The sequence below is a fragment of the Streptomyces sp. PA03-5A genome, from assembly GCF_033792725.1.
GTDB lineage: Bacteria > Actinomycetota > Actinomycetes > Streptomycetales > Streptomycetaceae > Actinacidiphila.
The window spans coordinates 88,699-104,937 of sequence record NZ_JARAVL010000004.1; the positions used below are offsets into that span (position 1 = coordinate 88,699).

At 71.3% G+C, this 16,239-nt stretch carries 15 protein-coding genes and 2 pseudogenes; 7 read left to right on the top strand and 10 right to left on the bottom strand.

The window, feature by feature from the left end:
• Positions 1 to 58 precede the first annotated feature (58 nt).
• The 5 genes and pseudogenes from PV410_RS06325 to PV410_RS06345 all read right to left on the bottom strand — a co-directional run bounded on the left by PV410_RS06325 (position 59) and on the right by PV410_RS06345 (position 2,739).
• Positions 59 to 373, bottom strand: coding sequence for a SpdD-like protein (locus PV410_RS06325; RefSeq protein WP_500322854.1), 315 nt, complete (start codon positions 371 to 373; stop codon positions 59 to 61).
• An 11-nt stretch (positions 374 to 384) separates the two neighbouring features.
• Complete coding sequence (locus PV410_RS06330) at positions 385 to 543, bottom strand: hypothetical protein (RefSeq protein WP_500322856.1); 159 nt, start codon at positions 541 to 543, stop codon at positions 385 to 387.
• A 12-nt stretch (positions 544 to 555) separates the two neighbouring features.
• A complete protein-coding gene (locus PV410_RS06335) occupies positions 556 to 747 on the bottom strand; it encodes a mobile element transfer protein (RefSeq protein WP_319133857.1) in 192 nt (63 codons plus the stop codon).
• A gap of 21 nt (positions 748 to 768) precedes the next feature.
• Positions 769 to 1,449, bottom strand: a pseudogene (locus tag PV410_RS06340) (DUF2637 domain-containing protein).
• Between the two features lie 87 nt (positions 1,450 to 1,536).
• Positions 1,537 to 2,739, bottom strand: coding sequence for an FtsK/SpoIIIE domain-containing protein (locus PV410_RS06345; RefSeq protein ID WP_500322858.1), 1,203 nt, complete (start codon positions 2,737 to 2,739; stop codon positions 1,537 to 1,539).
• Positions 2,740 to 2,843: 104 nt separating this feature from the next.
• Between PV410_RS06345 and PV410_RS06350 the strand changes: the two genes are divergently transcribed.
• The 3 genes and pseudogenes from PV410_RS06350 to PV410_RS06360 all read left to right on the top strand — a co-directional run bounded on the left by PV410_RS06350 (position 2,844) and on the right by PV410_RS06360 (position 5,146).
• A complete protein-coding gene (locus tag PV410_RS06350; RefSeq protein WP_500323050.1) occupies positions 2,844 to 3,236 on the top strand; it encodes an NUDIX domain-containing protein in 393 nt (130 codons plus the stop codon).
• Between the two features lie 290 nt (positions 3,237 to 3,526).
• Positions 3,527 to 4,764: pseudogene (locus tag PV410_RS06355) on the top strand (IS256 family transposase).
• 49 nt (positions 4,765 to 4,813) lie between these two features.
• Positions 4,814 to 5,146 carry a hypothetical protein gene (locus tag PV410_RS06360; RefSeq protein WP_500322859.1) on the top strand — a complete coding sequence of 111 codons (333 nt, stop codon included), beginning with the start codon at positions 4,814 to 4,816 and terminating at the stop codon, positions 5,144 to 5,146.
• Positions 5,147 to 5,571: 425 nt separating this feature from the next.
• Here the strand turns inward: PV410_RS06360 and PV410_RS06365 are convergent, their stop codons facing one another.
• A complete protein-coding gene (locus PV410_RS06365) occupies positions 5,572 to 7,539 on the bottom strand; it encodes a SpoIIE family protein phosphatase (protein WP_500322860.1) in 1,968 nt (655 codons plus the stop codon).
• 684 nt (positions 7,540 to 8,223) lie between these two features.
• On the opposite strand from PV410_RS06365, the gene ettA reads away from it, so the two are divergent.
• The 3 genes from ettA to PV410_RS06380 are packed head-to-tail and all read left to right on the top strand — an operon-like array spanning position 8,224 to position 11,037.
• Entirely contained in the window at positions 8,224 to 9,888 is a 1,665-nt protein-coding gene (gene ettA, locus PV410_RS06370) for an energy-dependent translational throttle protein EttA (RefSeq protein WP_500322862.1), read from the top strand.
• A 7-nt stretch (positions 9,889 to 9,895) separates the two neighbouring features.
• On the top strand, positions 9,896 to 10,348 hold the full coding sequence (locus tag PV410_RS06375; protein WP_499511938.1) for an acyl-CoA thioesterase: 453 nt from the start codon (positions 9,896 to 9,898) through the stop codon (positions 10,346 to 10,348).
• A complete protein-coding gene (locus PV410_RS06380; RefSeq protein ID WP_500322863.1) occupies positions 10,345 to 11,037 on the top strand; it encodes a DUF8010 domain-containing protein in 693 nt (230 codons plus the stop codon). The genes PV410_RS06375 and PV410_RS06380 overlap by 4 nt, the downstream gene beginning before the upstream one ends.
• Here the strand turns inward: PV410_RS06380 and PV410_RS06385 are convergent, their stop codons facing one another.
• Positions 11,038 to 11,442 carry a globin gene (locus PV410_RS06385; RefSeq protein WP_500322864.1) on the bottom strand — a complete coding sequence of 135 codons (405 nt, stop codon included), beginning with the start codon at positions 11,440 to 11,442 and terminating at the stop codon, positions 11,038 to 11,040.
• A gap of 62 nt (positions 11,443 to 11,504) precedes the next feature.
• Here PV410_RS06385 and PV410_RS06390 point away from each other — a divergent pair, with 62 nt between their 5' ends.
• On the top strand, positions 11,505 to 12,656 hold the full coding sequence (locus PV410_RS06390; protein ID WP_500322866.1) for a methyltransferase domain-containing protein: 1,152 nt from the start codon (positions 11,505 to 11,507) through the stop codon (positions 12,654 to 12,656).
• On the opposite strand, the gene PV410_RS06395 is transcribed toward PV410_RS06390, so the two are convergent.
• From PV410_RS06395 to PV410_RS06405, 3 genes are all read right to left on the bottom strand, one after another.
• Entirely contained in the window at positions 12,637 to 13,545 is a 909-nt protein-coding gene (locus tag PV410_RS06395; protein WP_500323051.1) for an FHA domain-containing protein, read from the bottom strand. The two genes, PV410_RS06390 and PV410_RS06395, sit on opposite strands and share 20 nt — an antisense overlap.
• Before the next feature lie 99 nt (positions 13,546 to 13,644).
• Complete coding sequence (locus tag PV410_RS06400; protein WP_500322868.1) at positions 13,645 to 14,994, bottom strand: vWA domain-containing protein; 1,350 nt, start codon at positions 14,992 to 14,994, stop codon at positions 13,645 to 13,647.
• A gap of 53 nt (positions 14,995 to 15,047) precedes the next feature.
• The gene (locus PV410_RS06405) at positions 15,048 to 16,235 is read right to left on the bottom strand and encodes a protein phosphatase 2C domain-containing protein (protein ID WP_500322869.1); all 1,188 of its coding nucleotides are present in this window, start codon (positions 16,233 to 16,235) and stop codon (positions 15,048 to 15,050) included.
• Positions 16,236 to 16,239: the final 4 nt, after the last annotated feature.

Genomic DNA, 16,239 nt, shown 5'->3' on the forward strand with positions numbered 1-16,239 from the left:
AGGGGTACGGCTCCCGGGGCGGGCGATACTTGGCGGTTGAGACCGCCCCGGGGGCCGGTCAGCGGTGGTGCTGGCCGTTGAGCATCGAGCGCAGGACGACGGCGCAGACGGCGACCGAGGCGGCGGTGACGGCGACCGCCAGGAGCAGCGAGACCAGGACCGTGCCGACGACCAGGACCACGGCGGTGGCGCCGCCGACGAGCGCGATCAGGGCGCCCGGGGTGAGCTGCACGACGGGCCGGGACGACACCGGAGCCACGGGGGCAGGCGCGGGGGCCGGGGTGTGCTGGATGACGCCGGCGGTGGGCTCGGTGGGCAGCGGCATCACGGCACCGGTCGGGGTGGGGTTGGTGGGGATCTTCGGCCGGAGCATGAGCGGTCTCCCTACTTCTTGATGAGGGTGTCGATGACGGGGGCGAGCAGGCTGTCGGCGATGAGGTAGCCGCCCAGGAGCAGCACCAGGACCAGCCAGAGCGGCGGGCGGATGAGCTTGCAGCCGAGGTAGCCGACGACGATCAGGGCGAACCAGAGCGGGACGTCCACGGTCGATGCCTCCTATCGGGCCGTGCAGCGGTGGGTGCGGGCGGCCAGCTGGGCGGCGGATTGGCTGGAGTAGTCGGCGGACCAGCCGCAGCGGTCGTTGGTGCACACCGCGGCGTGCTTGGTGGTGCCGTGCCGGTCGCGGTGGGTGCCGATCTGGACGGGGCCGATCCGCATCACGGAGTGGAAGAAGTCGCGGGCAGGCATGACGGTGGTTCTCCTCTCGGGTCAGGTGAGTTGGGCGGCGATCGCGTCAGCCAGCTGGACAGGAACGCCGAGCCGGACGCGCAGGGTGTCGGTGTCGATCGGGGCCCCGGTGCGGGCCTGGTGGTCGTCGGCGACCTTCCGCGCGTGGGCGACGAGCGCGGCCGGAACCGTCGGGGTGGCCGGCGGCGGAGCGGGCCGCGAGGCAGGCAGGGCCGGTACGGGCTCGGCCACCTCGACTGCCTCCGGCTCTGGCTCCAGGGCGGAGGCGCGTTCGACGCTGGTCGTCTCGGTCGCGTCGACAGCCGGGGCTTCCTAGCATTCGGGGGCGGGACTTGGGGAGTGCACGAGGAGGGTGCCGCCGAGGAAGGCCAGTGTGGGCCAGCCCGCCACGAGGATGCTGAGCCAGCCGGGCACGTGATCCAGGTCGAGGAGTCCAGCGGTGGCGATGTTGGCGCCGAGGGACGCGGTCAGGGCGATGGCGAACCAGAACCACGCGGCCCGGACCGGCTCCCCACTAGGACGAAGGGCGCGTAGCCTGCGCCAGGCGGCGACCAGGAGCAGGTCTACGGAGATGGGGTATGCCCAGGCTTTCCAGCCGTCTTGTCCGGCCGCGGCGGCGAGGTCGTGCAGGTGGGCGAAGGACGGGGCACCGGCGATCACGGCCTGTACGAGGACGGCGTCCACGCGGGGCTTGCGGGGCATCGTCGGTCTCCTTCCTGGTATGCGGCATGGGCGGGGTAGGGACGTGGCGCGAGGCGGTCGCGCCGGCCGTCGGGGCGGGGGGAGAGATCAGGCCGTGGTCGGGGCCGTTGTCTTGGCGGCGGGGGCGGTCACCGGGGTGAGCTGGGTAGCCAGGGCGGGCTGGAAGGGTGCGAGTTCGGGCACGTCGGGGGTGTTCTCGGCGTGCCGGTTGCAGGCGTTGACGGCCTGGCGCAGCGTGGTGTGGGGGGTGCGGATGCGGGCCCATCCGCCGGTGGAGTCGCCCGTGACGGCGATGCCGGGGGTGTCGGGTGAGATTTGGATGGCGGCGAGGACGGCGTCGGGGGCGATGTCGCCGAAGGCCATGTTCGCGGAGGGTTCGTCGTTGACGCGGTGGGCGGTGCGGCCGGTGAGCTGGGCGCGGAGCATGGTGATGCCCTTGCCGAGTTCGGAGCCGAAGCGCTGGCCGCAGATCTCCAGGTAGATGCCGGCGGCGCGGCCGAGCTGGGCGAGGCGGGCGAGTGCGGTGATGATGCGGTCGCGGCGCTTTTCTTCGTCCTTGGTGGTGAACAGGGCGAGTTCGGCGACCTCGTCGACCAGGACCACGACGGGGGTCGGGCGCAGGTGGTCGGGCAGGTCCCAGATGTCGGCGGCGATCTCCGCATCGGGCACGTCGGCGGTGATCCGCTGTTCGGCGCGGATGAGCTGGTAGACGGCCTCCATACGCGTGATGAGGGCGTCGAGGAGGTCGGCGGCGGTGTCGGGGTTGTCGGCCAGCGCGGAGAACCGGCGGGCCAGCGGGAACAGCTCCACACCCTGCTTGCAGTCGATGCCCACCAGGGCGACGTCCTGCGCGGCCAGTTCGGCGACCAGGTTCCGCTGGTACACCGATTTCCCGGACTTCGTCGCCCCGAGGGTCAGGGCGTGGGGGACGGTGCGGTAGTCGCGGTAGTGGACGGCGCCGTCTTCGTGCAGGGCGACCGGGACCCGCATCGGGGTGCGGTCGATCTTCGCGGGCATCTGCACGCGCTTGAGGACGTCGTATCCGGTCATCCGCAGCTCAACCACACCCGAGCGCAGCTCGCGCGAGGTCACCCCGTACATGCTGAACGAGTGCCGCAGCCGGTCGCACGAGGCGGCGACGTCGAAGGCGTCCTGCCCCGGCCGCAGACCTAACCGCACCACCAGGCCCGTGCGGGTGGGACGCAGCCGCAGGATGCGCGGAGCCCGCGGACCGGGGGCTGGACGGTTGGCGGCCCGGGCCAGGGCCATGCGCCAACGGGGCGACGGCACGGTCAGACCGCACGCCTCCATCACCGAGCCATAGCGAACCAGACCCGCAGCATCGCGAGGGTGACCCCGAAGCGCTGCACTCGGTATCCGTGGCCGGAGCCGTAGTGCGCGAGGACGGCCGGCTCCTGGCGATCCGCCGCGCTGACAACGGCACTTGGGAGCTCCCCGGTGGTGTCCTGGAACTGGCCGAGGCACCCGAGGAAGGCGTGAGGCGCGAGGTCTGGGAAGAGACCGGCATCCACGTCGAGGTGGACCAGCTCACCGGGGTCTACAAGAACACCACCCGCGGCATCGTGGCCCTGGTCTTCCGTTGCAAGCCCTCCGGCGGCGCCGAGCGCACCTCGGACGAATCCACGGCCGTCGACTGGCTCACGCCCGACGAGGTCGCAGGGTGCATGTCTGAGGTCTTCGCGGTCCGGCTTCTCGATGCACTGGACGGCAATGGGCCCCATGTCCGGAGTCACGACGGACGGCACCTGGCCGTCAACTCCCGCTAGAGACTTCCCTCATGACGACCTCGATTGCTCTCTGGTTCGAGCACCTGGCAGGGAAGCACTGGCATAACGATCTTCGACTGCACATCGGAGGTCACCGTCACACCTGCGACTCGTACTACCTGACTCTGGAGTCGCGGCACCTCGGCGCGAATCTGGTTGCGTCCTTGGACGTGGTGTAGCGGGTTGGACCTGATGCGGGGGTTTGCTCCGGCGTCTGGGTTGGTGCCCGCATAGTCAAACGGCCACCGGCTGATCTTCGAAGTGTCGAAGCCTCGAAGGAGATCAGCACGATGACCGCACCTGACAGTCTGCCCCTGCACGCTCTGACCGAGGAGAACCTCGCTGCGGCGAGTCCCGATCTGTTGCGCGCGATGGTCAAAACGTTTGCCGACGCGCTCATGTCCGCGGAGGCCGATACCCTCTGCAACGCCGAATACGGGCAGGTCAGCGACGAACGCGTCAACCACCGCAACGGATATCGCCCCCGAGAGTGGGACACCAGGGCCGGCACCGTCGAACTGGCCATCCCCAAGCTCCGCAGCGGCAGCTACTTCCCGCACTGGCTGCTGGAACGACGCCGCAGGGCCGAGCAGGCCCTGATCTCGGTGGTCGCCACCGCCTACCTGCTCGGGGTCTCCACCCGCCGGGTCGAGAAACTCGCCGAGTCCCTCGGCGTCACCCAGCTGTCGAAGTCCCAGGTCAGCGCCATGTCCAAGCACCTGGACGAACAGGTCACCGCGTTCCGCAACCGGCCCCTGGACGCCGGCCCCTACACCGTCGTCTGGGTCGACGCCCTGACCCAGAAGGTCCGCGAAGGCGGCCGGATCATCAACGTTCACGCGCTGGTCGCCGTCGGTGTCAACGCCGACGGACACCGCGAGATCCTCGGCCTGGACGTCGCCACTGCCGAGGACGGCGCCGGCTGGCTGGCCTTCCTGCGCTCGCTGATCGCCCGCGGCCTGAACGGCGTCCGACTCGTCGTCTCCGACGCCCACGCCGGACTCGTCGACGCCATCGGAGCCGTCCTGCCCGGCGCGAGTTGGCAACGTTGCCGCACCCACTACGCCCGCAACCTGCTCTCGCAAGTCCCGAAGTCGGCCCCGCCGTGGGTGGCCACGCTGCTGCGGACGGTCTTCGAACAGCCCGACGCCACCGCAGTCCACACCCAGCTGAAGCAGGTCCTGGACGCCCTGGACAAGAAGTTCCCCAAGGCCGCCGAACACCTGGATGCCGCCCAGCACGACCTGCTGGCCTTCACCGCATTCCCCCGCGAGACTGGCGGCAGATCTGGTCCAACAACCCCCAAGAACGGCTGAACAAGGAGATCCGACGGCGCACCGACGTGGTCGGGATCTTCCCGGACCGCACCGCCGTGATCCGCCTGGTCGGCGCGGTCCTAGCCGAGCAGAACGACGAGTGGACCGAGGCCCGCCGCTACATGGGCCGCGACCTGCTGGCCAAAGCCCGCCTCCACCCGATCGAGTCAGAAACCCACGACACCGCCCTGCCCACCACACTCACCGCCTAGCCTCAAAACGAGATCACCGAGTGGCCGTCGATACACCACTCCCACGGACGTGACCGCGAATCTGACACGCCTGCTGGAGCAGTGGATAGAGCAGGTCAACGAGCTAAGGGACGCAGGCGGCACGGCCTACCTGCCCTATGACTTCTCAGACCAGTGCACAGCATGGCTGCGCGTCTCTTCCACGGACGGAGATACCGCAGTGGTCCAGGCTGGCTGGAGCCTCATCGAGGCATGGGGCATCGAGACCTCGGACTACCGCGCAACAGCGCCAGACATCACGGACTTCAAGCCGATCGCGAACGCTCAGATCGAGTGCTCTCTGGACGACCTCGCTACGCGTATCGCGATCAACCGAGACAGTTTTGCGAGACTGAGGCACTAGCGCGGTAAGAGTTTCCCTACTTCATCAAGGCGACCGGCGTCGCTCACGCTCCGCCGGGCGCGCGGCCCGCGTCCGGCCGCGCCCACGCTCCAGTCTTCGCCCCGCTCGGCGCGCCGCCCGCCGCCGCGCGCCCACAAGAGTAGGTCGTGGGCGTGAGGCGAGAAGCACGGTGGCTGGGTGCTGGCGCCGACACGATCTTTAGCCACCTCCCCGGTCCGGGACCCGACGTCGAGCAAGACCAGGGGGCCGATCGGGCTTGTGCGGGCAGGCAGGAGCCAGCCCGATCCGCGGCCAGCGTAAGGCCCCCTGGCCATGCCCGACCCCAGCCCAGGCAGGCCACCGGCCAAAGATCGCGCCAACGCCCGCTTGGGTACGCTTACCTGTAGTGGGGTCCACGTAGAGCATGTGGGAGAATGCGGGCGCCGTCATGTGCGTCGGATGACCAGCACGGCCACGTCGTCGAGGTGGTCGACCGCGATCGCGGCGTCGAGGACGCGGTCGGCGGTCTCCTCGGCGTTCAGTCCGTCGAAAACGGCTCGGGCGGCCAGTGTTCCGGCTCGTTCCAGTCCGGCGTCCAGCGTCAGGCCTGGTCCTTCGACCACGCCGTCGGTGACCATGACCAGCGCGGTGTCCTCGTCCAGAGTGAAGGTCTCCTCGCGGTATTTGATGCCGGGCAGGACGCCCAGGACCGGGCCGCCCGGCAGCTCGCGGAGATCGTGGCTGCCGTCCCTGTGTGCGCACAGCAACGGCACATGCCCCGCGCTGGTGCCGGTGACCTGTCCATCGTGCGGGTCGATGTGCAGCAGGGCGCAGCTCGCGAATCGTGCGGGGGCCGTCGCGACGAGTAGCTCGTTGGTGCGGGTCAGCACGGTTCCGGGATCCGGTTCCTGGTCGGCGATCGCGCGCATGGACAAGCGGACCTGTCCCATGAGGGCGGCGGCGTCCACGTCGTGCCCCTGGACGTCGCCGATCTCCAGTGCGATCGCGCCGTCGGGCATCACGAAGGCGTCGTACCAGTCTCCGCCGACGTCCAACCCGTCCCGGCTGGGCCGGTAGCGGGCGGCGACCTCCAGACCCGGGAGGTGCTCGGGCAGCGTGGGGAGCATGGTCTGCTGCAGCGCCGTGGCCAGCTCGACGCGCGCCTGCTGCAACCTGATCCGCTTGAGTGCCTGGCCTGCCAGGTCGGCCAGCGTCCCCACGAGGGTCCGCTCCTCCAGAGACGACAGGTATCCGCGGTGGTAGAGCATCGCCCACGCCCCGAGTGGCTGATCGCCGGGCTCGCTGAGGGGGGTGACCGAGATTGCGTAGTCGGAGCCGAGCCGGAGGAACCGCAGAGATGGAGCGTGCGGCCAGCGGCGGACGAAGTCCTCCCGGTCGCTGATGAACTGAGGCTGGCCGGTACGGATCGCCTCGGACAGAGGCGTCGGATGCTCCAGCCGCAGGCCGTGCAGGGCCTCGACCTCGCGCATGCCTGTTCTGGCATCAGTGGAGATGCACAGACGGCCGTCGTCGACGATTGCGAGCACGGCGCCGCCGGCGCCGAAGGTCGCGGCGAGCCGGGTCAGGACGACCTGCCGCCATTCCTGCTCCGTGGCTGCGGTGATCAAGGCAGCGGAGAAGTCGGCAGTGTCCTTGGCGCGCTGTCGCTCGGCCGCCAGCGCTGCCTGCGCCTTCAACTTGCGCTTCTCCTGCTTGGTGTCGTCGCGGACCACCACGAAGATCCGTTCCGGGCCGTCAAAGCCCAGCCGGAGCCGACGGACCTGAACGGCCAGTCGGTGCCAGCCATCGTGCGGAGTGCGGTACCGCTGCCTCACCCATGGGGACTGCTGGACGGAGTCCGAGCGCAGGAGCTGCCGGAAGGCCTCCCTGTCGTCGGGGTGTATTGCCGAGATCACTCTGGACATCGCCGCAGTCGGATCTGGGACGAGCGCGACCAGGGAGGGTAGGCCACCGAGCCACTCCAGCTGGTCCTCCTGGGGGGAATACATCCACAGGCCGAGGCCGGCGGCCGCGGTGGCCAGCCGGAACGGGATCATTAGGCTGGCGAGGTCGTTTCGCGTATCCAGGGCTCGCACCCATATCAGCTGCTTGTCACCGGCGGGATCCTTCACTTGTCGCGCCTCAAGCAAGCAGGCAACGGGTACTCCGTTTCGCCCGGGGAACTCCAGCTCTCGCATCGCGACCGCATCCGCCCTGGAGGCGTGGGCCACCAGACTCTCGGCCGACAGTCGCTGGCTCGCAGGCCACAGATCCCCGAAGTCACGTCCCAAGCACTGCTCCACCGGCCTGCCTAGCGCCGTGGCCATCGCAGCGTTGAGGCCGCGCATGGCACCGTCCGGCGTCAGAAGAGCCGACGGGCTAGCCCTTCGAAGGAGTTCGTCCGAGGCTTCCATCTGTGGCTCCCTGGCGCATACCAAAACAGCCTCTTCAGCTATATTCGCGCATTTTGCTGCGTTTTCTAAGGGGGACCGCGGGGACTTGGTGGAGGCAGTTCGGTGACACGGTCGCTGAATGCCGGCGCCTGTAGCGGCGACCTCGCTCCCGCGAGATACGGCCCGCTGGGCGGCGAGGTCACCCCCTCACCTGCCGGAGCCCTCTACTGGCGGCCGCCCGCCGCCTTCGTCGAGACTCGGGCCCCTTGCCATTCGAGAGGCGGGTCCCGCCTCTGGGTGGGCGTCGTGAACGTAGCGACGGGCACTCGTGGATGTGGGGGGCAGTCAAGAGAGAAAGCTAATATCGAACGTATGAACGAGCTGCCTCGAGATCTGGCGCGCCCGCGGATCCGTCTGTACCTGCAGATGCAGCTCGACGCTGTGGACGCCAAGATCCAACAGGCCGAGTCTGCCGCTCATGCTCGGAGCCCTCTGGTGACACGGACAGCGCCCGCTGGGCCGTCCCTGGGCCGTGCGAGGTCGCCCCGCGTTGACCAACGACGACCAAAGATGACGGGACGCGGGACAGGCGAGCCCAGGTCGCAGGCGTGAGGGACATCGCCCGGGTACTCGTTTCCGCCCAGGGGTGGACGGCTGGCAAGATGGGGTGTATCTGCCCACACATCGAACGCCGGACGGTTTCTCTTGGCTGAGTTCATCTACACCATGCGCAAGACGCGCAAGGCGCACGGCGACAAGGTGATCCTGGACGACGTCACCCTGAGCTTCCTGCCCGGCGCGAAGATCGGTGTCGTGGGGCCCAACGGCGCCGGCAAGTCCACCGTGCTCAAGATCATGGCGGGACTGGAGCAGCCGTCCAACGGCGACGCGTTCCTCTCGCCCGGCTACTCGGTCGGCATCCTGCTGCAGGAGCCGCCGCTGGACGAGTCCAAGACCGTGCTGGAGAACGTCCAGGACGGCGTGGGCCCGGTCAAGGCCAAGCTGGACCGGTTCAACGAGATCGCCGAGCTGATGGCGACCGACTACTCCGACGCGCTGCTCGACGAGATGGGCAAGCTGCAGGAGGACCTGGACCACGCCAACGCCTGGGACCTGGACGCCCAGCTGGAGCAGGCGATGGACGCCCTCGGCTGCCCGCCCGGCGACTGGCCGGTGGTCAACCTCTCCGGTGGTGAGAAGCGCCGCGTCGCGCTCTGCAAGCTGCTGCTGGAGGCCCCCGACCTGCTGCTGCTCGACGAGCCCACCAACCACCTGGACGCCGAGTCCGTGCAGTGGCTGGAGCAGCACCTGGCCAAGTACGCGGGCACCGTCGTGGCGATCACCCACGACCGGTACTTCCTGGACAACGTCGCCGAGTGGATCCTCGAGCTCGACCGCGGCCGCGCCTACCCGTACGAGGGCAACTACTCCACGTACCTGGAGACCAAGCAGTCCCGTCTCAAGGTCGAGGGCCAGAAGGACGCCAAGCGCGCCAAGCGGCTCAAGGAAGAGCTGGAGTGGGTCCGCTCCAACGCCAAGGGCCGCCAGGCCAAGTCCAAGGCCCGCCTCGCCCGGTACGAGGAGATGGCCGCCGAAGCCGAGAAGATGCGCAAGCTCGACTTCGAGGAGATCCAGATCCCGCCGGGCCCGCGTCTGGGCAGCATCGTGGTCGAGGTCAACAACCTCTCCAAGGCGTTCGGCGACAAGGTCCTCATCGACGACCTGTCCTTCACGCTGCCGCGCAACGGCATCGTGGGCATCATCGGCCCCAACGGCGCCGGCAAGACCACGCTGTTCAAGATGATCCAGGGCCTGGAGGCCCCGGACGCCGGCACGATCAAGGTCGGCGAGACGGTCAAGATCTCCTACGTCGACCAGACCCGCGCCAACATCGACCCCAAGAAGACCCTCTGGGCGGTCGTGTCGGACGAGCTGGACTACATCAACGTCGGCCAGGTCGAGATGCCGTCCCGCGCGTACGTCAGCGCCTTCGGCTTCAAGGGCCCGGACCAGCAGAAGCCGGCCGGCATCCTGTCCGGCGGTGAGCGCAACCGCCTCAACCTGGCGCTCACCCTCAAGCAGGGCGGCAACCTGCTGCTCCTCGACGAGCCGACCAACGACCTCGACGTCGAGACCCTGTCCTCGCTGGAGAACGCGCTGCTGGACTTCCCCGGCTGCGCCGTGGTCGTCTCCCACGACCGCTGGTTCCTGGACCGGGTGGCCACCCACATCCTCGCCTACGAGGGCGACTCCAAGTGGTTCTGGTTCGAGGGCAACTTCGAGTCGTACGAGAAGAACAAGGTCGAGCGCCTCGGCCCGGACGCGGCCCGGCCGCACCGCGCCACCTACAAGAAGCTCACCCGGGGCTGAGCGGGAGATGGCCCGGCACATCTACCGCTGCCCGCTGCGCTGGTCGGACATGGACGCCTTCGGGCACGTCAACAACGTGGTCTTCCTCCGCTACCTGGAGGAGGCCCGGATCGACTTCATGTTCCGGCTGGCGCCCGGGGAGGGCAGCGAGTCGTTCACGGGCGGGTCGGTCGTCGCCCGCCACGAGATCGACTACCTGCGCCCGCTGGTGCACCGGCACGAGCCGGTGACGGTGGAGACGTGGGTGACCAAGGTGGGGGCCGCCTCACTGACCGTCGCGTACGAGGTCAAGGACGCGGAGGCGGTCTACGTGCGCGCCTCCACGATCGTGGTGCCGTACGACCTCGAGAAGGGCCGGCCGCGCCGGATCACGGCGGAGGAGCGGTCCTTCCTCGAGGGGTACTTCGACGACAGCGCGGGCTCGCCCGGTGACGCCGGCAAGGGGGCCGTCGCCGCATGACGGCACCCCTGCGACTCGCCGATGCCAGGGAGGCGGACGGTTTCGCCGCCTTCCTGGCCCGGCTGCTGCGCTGGGACAAGGCCGCCGTCGTCCGGCTGCGCGCCTCGGGCACGGTGCTCGCCGTGTTCGGGCAGCCGCCGTTCGGCGGCGGGGTCCTGGCCGTCCGCACGGCCGAGCTGGACGGGGCCGCCGGCGATCTGGACTCGACCGTCTCGGCCGGGCAGTTGCTCGACGGCATCGACGAGGTGACGGGCACGTTCGCCGTGCCCGCGGCCGTCACCGGGCCGGCCTGGGCAGGACTGCTCCCGCCGCGCGGCGGCTGGGAGCGGGTGCGGGGCCTGCCGTCCGAGGAGGACGTGCGCGCCGTGGCCGCCGCCGCGGTGACCGAGTTCCGCGACCGCAGTGAGGCACTGCGGCCGGAAAGCCGCACCCGCGCGGAGCTGGACGCCATCGCCGACGACATCTGGTCCCGGCAGCTCGGCGTCACCGGCCTGCCGCTGCGGGTGGTCCACGCCGCCCACGCGCTGGGCTTCCTCCGCCCGGTGCGCACCCCCGTCCCGGCACCGCGTGCGGGCGGCCGGCCGGCGGTGGAGCTGCTCACGGTGGGGCCGTGGCTGCGGCTGCGCACGCCGTACGGCTCGGTCGCGGTCCGGCGCGGGGCGCCAGGGCTGTCGGTCAGCCCGGTGTGATCATCCCGCGGTGTTCACCATCGACGCCGCCGCGTAGACCAGGTAGTCCCACAGCTGCCGCTCGTGGTCGGGCTCCAGTTCCAGCTCGTCCACCGCGGTCCGCATGCGCCGCAGCCAGGCGTCGTGGGCGGCCTGGTCGACCTGGAAGGGCGCGTGGCGCATCCGCAGCCGGGGGTGTCCGCGGTTCTCGCTGTACGTGCGGGGACCGCCCCAGTACTGCATGAGGAAGAGCCTCATGCGCTCCTCTGCGGGCCCGAGGTCCTCCTCCGGGTACATGGGGCGCAGGACCGGGTCCTCGGCGACACCTTCGTAGAAGCGGCGGACGAGCCGCCGGAAGGTCGGCTCGCCGCCGACCGACTCGAAGAACGTCTGCTGCTCGACGGTGCCCCGCGGGATCTCATTCACGCCTCCCATGCTCTCAGACGGCCCGCGTTGTCCGGAGGGGGTCACCGTCGCAGAGTGGTCGTATGACGGATGGCGACCGGTACGCCGCGGCGGCGGTGCCGTTGCGGGCCCGGCTGGTGCGCCGGATCGCCGCGGCCGGGGGGCTGGCGGACCCGCGGTGGCGGGCCGCGTTCGAGGAGGTGCCGCGCCATCTGTTCGTCCCCGTCTACCACCGGCCCCGCTCCGGCGGAGGGTTCACCCGGCTGTCGGCGGACGACGCCGACCCGCGCGGCCGGTCCCGCTGGCTGTCCGGCGCCTACGCGGACGTACCGCTGATCACCCTGGTCCGGGACGGGGAACTGGTCTCCTCCAGCAGCCAGCCTTCGCTGATGGCCGCCATGCTTGGGGCGCTGCGGGTCGAGGACGGGCACCGGGTGCTGGAGATCGGCGCCGGGACCGGGTACAACGCCGCGCTGCTCGCGCACCGCCTCGGCACCGGGGCGGTGACCAGCGTGGACCTCGACGCGGAGATCACCGAGGCCGCCCGCGCGCACCTGGCCGCGGCGGGGCGCCGGGCGACGGTGGTCACCGGGGACGGGGCGCTGGGCTGCCCGGACCGCGCGCCGTACGACCGGATCGTCGCCACCTGCGAGCTCCCGTCGGTGCCGGAGGCGTGGCCCCGGCAGTGCCGGCCCGGCGGGCTGATCCTCGCGCCCTTCGCGGGCGGGCTGATCGCGCTGCGCGTGACGGGCCCGGAGCGGGCCGAGGGGCGCTTCCTGCACACCCCCGCGTACTTCGTCTCGTTGCGGGGCGCCGGCGCGGCCCCGCGCCGGGCGGCCGCCGGCACCGACGGCACCCCCGGGCGCAGCCGTGCCAGCGACACCCCGCCGCGGGTCCTGGAGGACGAGCTGTTCCGCTTCCTGCTCGGCCTGTACGCCGGGGACGCCGAGGTCCACTGGACCCCGGGCGGCCCCACCGTCACGGCCGCCGACGGCTCCGCCGCGCACGCCGCCCGGGACGGCACGGTCCGGCTCACCGGGCCGCGGGACCTGTGGGCCGCTGTCGAGGAGGCGTACGCCCTGTGGCGCGGCCAGGGGCGGCCGCCCCGGGACCGCTTCGGCATGAGCGTGGCGGAGGGCCGCCAGTGGACCTGGCTGGACCGCCCGGACGGGCCGCACCGCTGGGAGCTGCGGCCCGCGCCGGGAACGGCCGGGGTCAGTCGCGGACGATCGTGATCGTCGTCCAGGCGCCGACGTGGACGCGGTCGCCGTCCGTCAGCGGGACGGGCACGAAGGGGTCGATGGGGTCCTCGCCGCCGTTGACGGTGGTCCCGTTGGTGGAGCCCTGGTCCACCACCGACCAGCTGCCGTCGGGCTGCTCCACCAGCACGGCGTGCTTGTGGGAGACGCCCGGGTCCTCGGGCGCCCGGGACAGGTCGATGTCGGGGGCCACGCCCGTGCTGTGCCGGCGCCGGCCGACGGTGACCTGGGGGCCCGCCAGCGGCATCCGCTGCTCGGGGGAGTAGGAGGGGAAGTACAGGCCGCGTGCCTCGGGGCCGCTGCGGGCCATCATGTCGGTGAAGTAGTCCCGGTCGGCGGCGATCACGGCGGTCCAGGTGCGCGGGCCCGCCTGCGGGGGCCCGGGGTCCGGCGGGCTCGGCGGGGTGAGCAGGAAGTCGCCCGAGCCGGAGGTCACCGACTCCGGGGCCAGCGGCTCGGCAGGGCGGTTGATCTGCGACGGGCGGGACCGCTGCGACTCGTAGCGCTGGTACGGCGGCCCGTCCGGCGGATAGCCCGGGGAGGAGGGCGGCGCCTGCGGGACGAAGGTCGTCCCGGCCTGGGTGACGAAGTTGTAGCGGCACTCCTCGCAGAACTGGGCGTATCCCTCGCGCGGGGTGCCGCAGTTGGGGCAGGGCTCTGCGGCGGCGGTGGCGTCCGGGTCGTAGCCGAACCCGCCCTGGCCGTACCCGGGGTCGTACGCCGGTTCATGGGCGGGCTCGTAACCGGGCGCGTGGCCCGGGGAGTAGCCGCCGGAGTACGGGGGCGCCGGCGGCGGCGCCGCGTACGTGGGCGGCGCGGACGACGGGCCGGGGACGGAGGGGGACGGTGGCGCGGACATGCGCATCCCGCACACCTCGCACCAGTCGTCCGTCGTGGACTGGTGACCGTTCGGACAAGTCGACATGTCGCGCTCTCCCCCTCTGCCCCGCCCTGTCCCGCTGCTCTATTTCTTCACGCGGACGGTCTTCGTCGAACGTGTCTCGAGGGTCATCTCGTCCGCGTCGGCGACCCGGGCCTTCAGCCGCACAGTACCCGTCGCCGCGTCCACCACGTCCACGACCTTGGCCAGCAGCTTGGCGGTGTCCTCGTTGCCGGAGTCGCTGGCCAGCTGCACCGCCCGGCCGAGCTTGGCGGTCGCGGAGTCGAGGTCGCCCTGCTTGCGGGCCTCCAGGCCCTGCTGGATGACCTGGGCCAGCTCCGCCTGCCCGGTGTAGTGGGCGACCTGCGGGTTGATCCGCGTGGAGGCCGCCATGTCGTCCGTCCAGACCGCACGCACCAGCCCCTGGCCGAGCACGCGCGCGGTGCCGTCCGGCTGGGGCAGGACGAGGGAGATCCGGGCCGCCAGCATCTCCTGGCCGACGCCGGCCGCCGGCACCACCACGTTGACGTGGTAGTCGCGCGACTCGTCGCCCCAGGAGCCCGTCGGGTAGTCGCCCGCGCGCGGACCGGCCTCGGTGCGGCGGGCGGTGAGGTCCTCCACCGTCGGCGCGACCTGCTTGACGTACCGGATCTCCGCGCCCTGCGGGGTCCACAGGCGCAGGGCCACGTCCGCGACCTCCTTGCCCATCGCGGTCTCCATCATCTGCCGGAAGTCCGCCTCGAGCCCGGACGGGTCGGCGACGATGTCCACCGTGCCGAGCAGCGCGGAGGCGATCCCGGTCAGCTCCTTGACCTCCCAGTCGGTGCCGACGCCACGCGCGTCGCAGGTGAAGCGGCCCGCGCAGGCGTCAAGCGCGGCGCGCAGTACCTCCGGCTTCTCGTGCTCGTTGCGGCCGTCGGTGAGCAGGATGCCGTGCCGTATCGACACGTCGGAGGTGGCCAGCAGCCGGTCGGCCAGCCGCAGCCAGGTGCCGATCGCGGTGCCGCCGCCCGAACTGAGGCGGCGCAGCGCATCCTTGGCCTGGTGCCGGGTGGCCGGGTCGGCGACGGCCAGACCGCCGTTCGCCGGGTAGACCTCCTTGGCCTGGTGGGTGCCGGCGACCACGGCGAAGGCGACGCCGTCGCGGATGGTGTCGATGGCGGCGGCGGTCGCGTCGCGGGCGCTGCGCATCTTGGTCGGCGGGTAGTCCATGGAGCCCGAGCAGTCCACCATGATCACCACGGCCGCACCGGGCGCGGAGCCCGGCACGTCGCCGGGCGCGTGGGTGGCCAGCGGCAGCCCGCCGGTGGTGCCGCCGCCGGTCGAGGTCACGGTGACGATCGCGTTGACCTCGCGCCCGCCCTCCGGAAGGAACTCGTTCTGGTAGATGTCGACGGAGAACTGCGGCACGTTCGACTTGGAGAAGTTGGCCATCGGGTGCGCTCCTTGCGCTTGTTCAACCTTCGGAAGAGAGCATCAGGGAGAGGTCACGCGGCCGGGAACGGCAGCACGGCGACGGTGATGTTGTCGTGGCCGCCACCGTCGATGGCGACCCCGACCAGCGTGCGGGCGCACGTCAGCGGCCGGGTGCGGGCGTCCTCGGGCACCACGGAGGCCAGCTCCGCGGCCGACTCCGCGTAGTTCCACAGTCCGTCGGTGCACACCACCACTACACCCGGTTCGTCCGGTTCGAAGGAAGCGGTGTGCGGGTTCAGTTCCACGGCGTCCGCGCCGAGCCAGCCGGTGATGGCGTGGGCCCGCTCGTCCGCGTACGCCTCGGCCTGGGTCATCAGGCCCATCGCCACCATGCGTTCGGCCCACGAGTCGTCCTCGGTGAGCCGGGAGGCGGGGGTGGAGCGGTCGTCGGGGATCCAGTAGGCACGGCTGTCCCCGATCCAGCCCACGGTGAAGGTCTTGCCGGAGGTGATCGCACTGACGCAGGTGCACGCGGGCGCGTTGTGGTGGCGCCGGGCCTCCTCCTCGGGGGTCTCGGCCGCCAGATCGGTCACCGCCTGGGCGGCGACGAGCAGCGCGTCGCGCATCGCCTCCTCGGGGTGGGCGCCGCGGGCGAGGGACCGCACGAGGGAGGTGCTCGCGGTGCCCGCGGCCGTCTCCGAGGCGTCGTCGGGACGGTACGCGGAGGACACCCCGTCGCACACCACGGCGACGACGGCGGGCGTGCCGTCGGGCAGCGCGGTCGTCGCCAGCGCGAAGGCGTCCTCGTTGCGGTGGTGCCGCAGGCCCCGGTCGGTCACGGCGGCCACGCCGTCGCACTCCTGCTCCTGGTGGTCCCGGGGCCGGGGCTGTGCGTGCCCGCAGTGCTCGCAGTAGCCGTCCCCGTCGACGTCGCCCATGCCGCAGGCGACGCACCGCGGCGAGGCCGCGGACGTCCCGCCCGGGGACGGGTCCAGCCGCGGATCGGTGATCCGCGCCCGGGGCAGGTCGGCGGTGCCCAGGCCGAAGGCGAGCGTGTCGGTGTCCCTCCCCGGCGGGGCCAGCTCGTACGAATCCGGCTCACCGCCCGGCGGTCCGGGGGCGGCGGCGGGGTCGGGCGGCGCCAGTTCGTACGCGTCCGGTTGCCGGGGCGCGGACAGGTCGGCGCCGCAGACGCCGCAGAACTTGTCGTCGGATTCCAGAGGCTCGCTGCACTCCGGGCAAACGGTCTCGTGCGGCATGGCG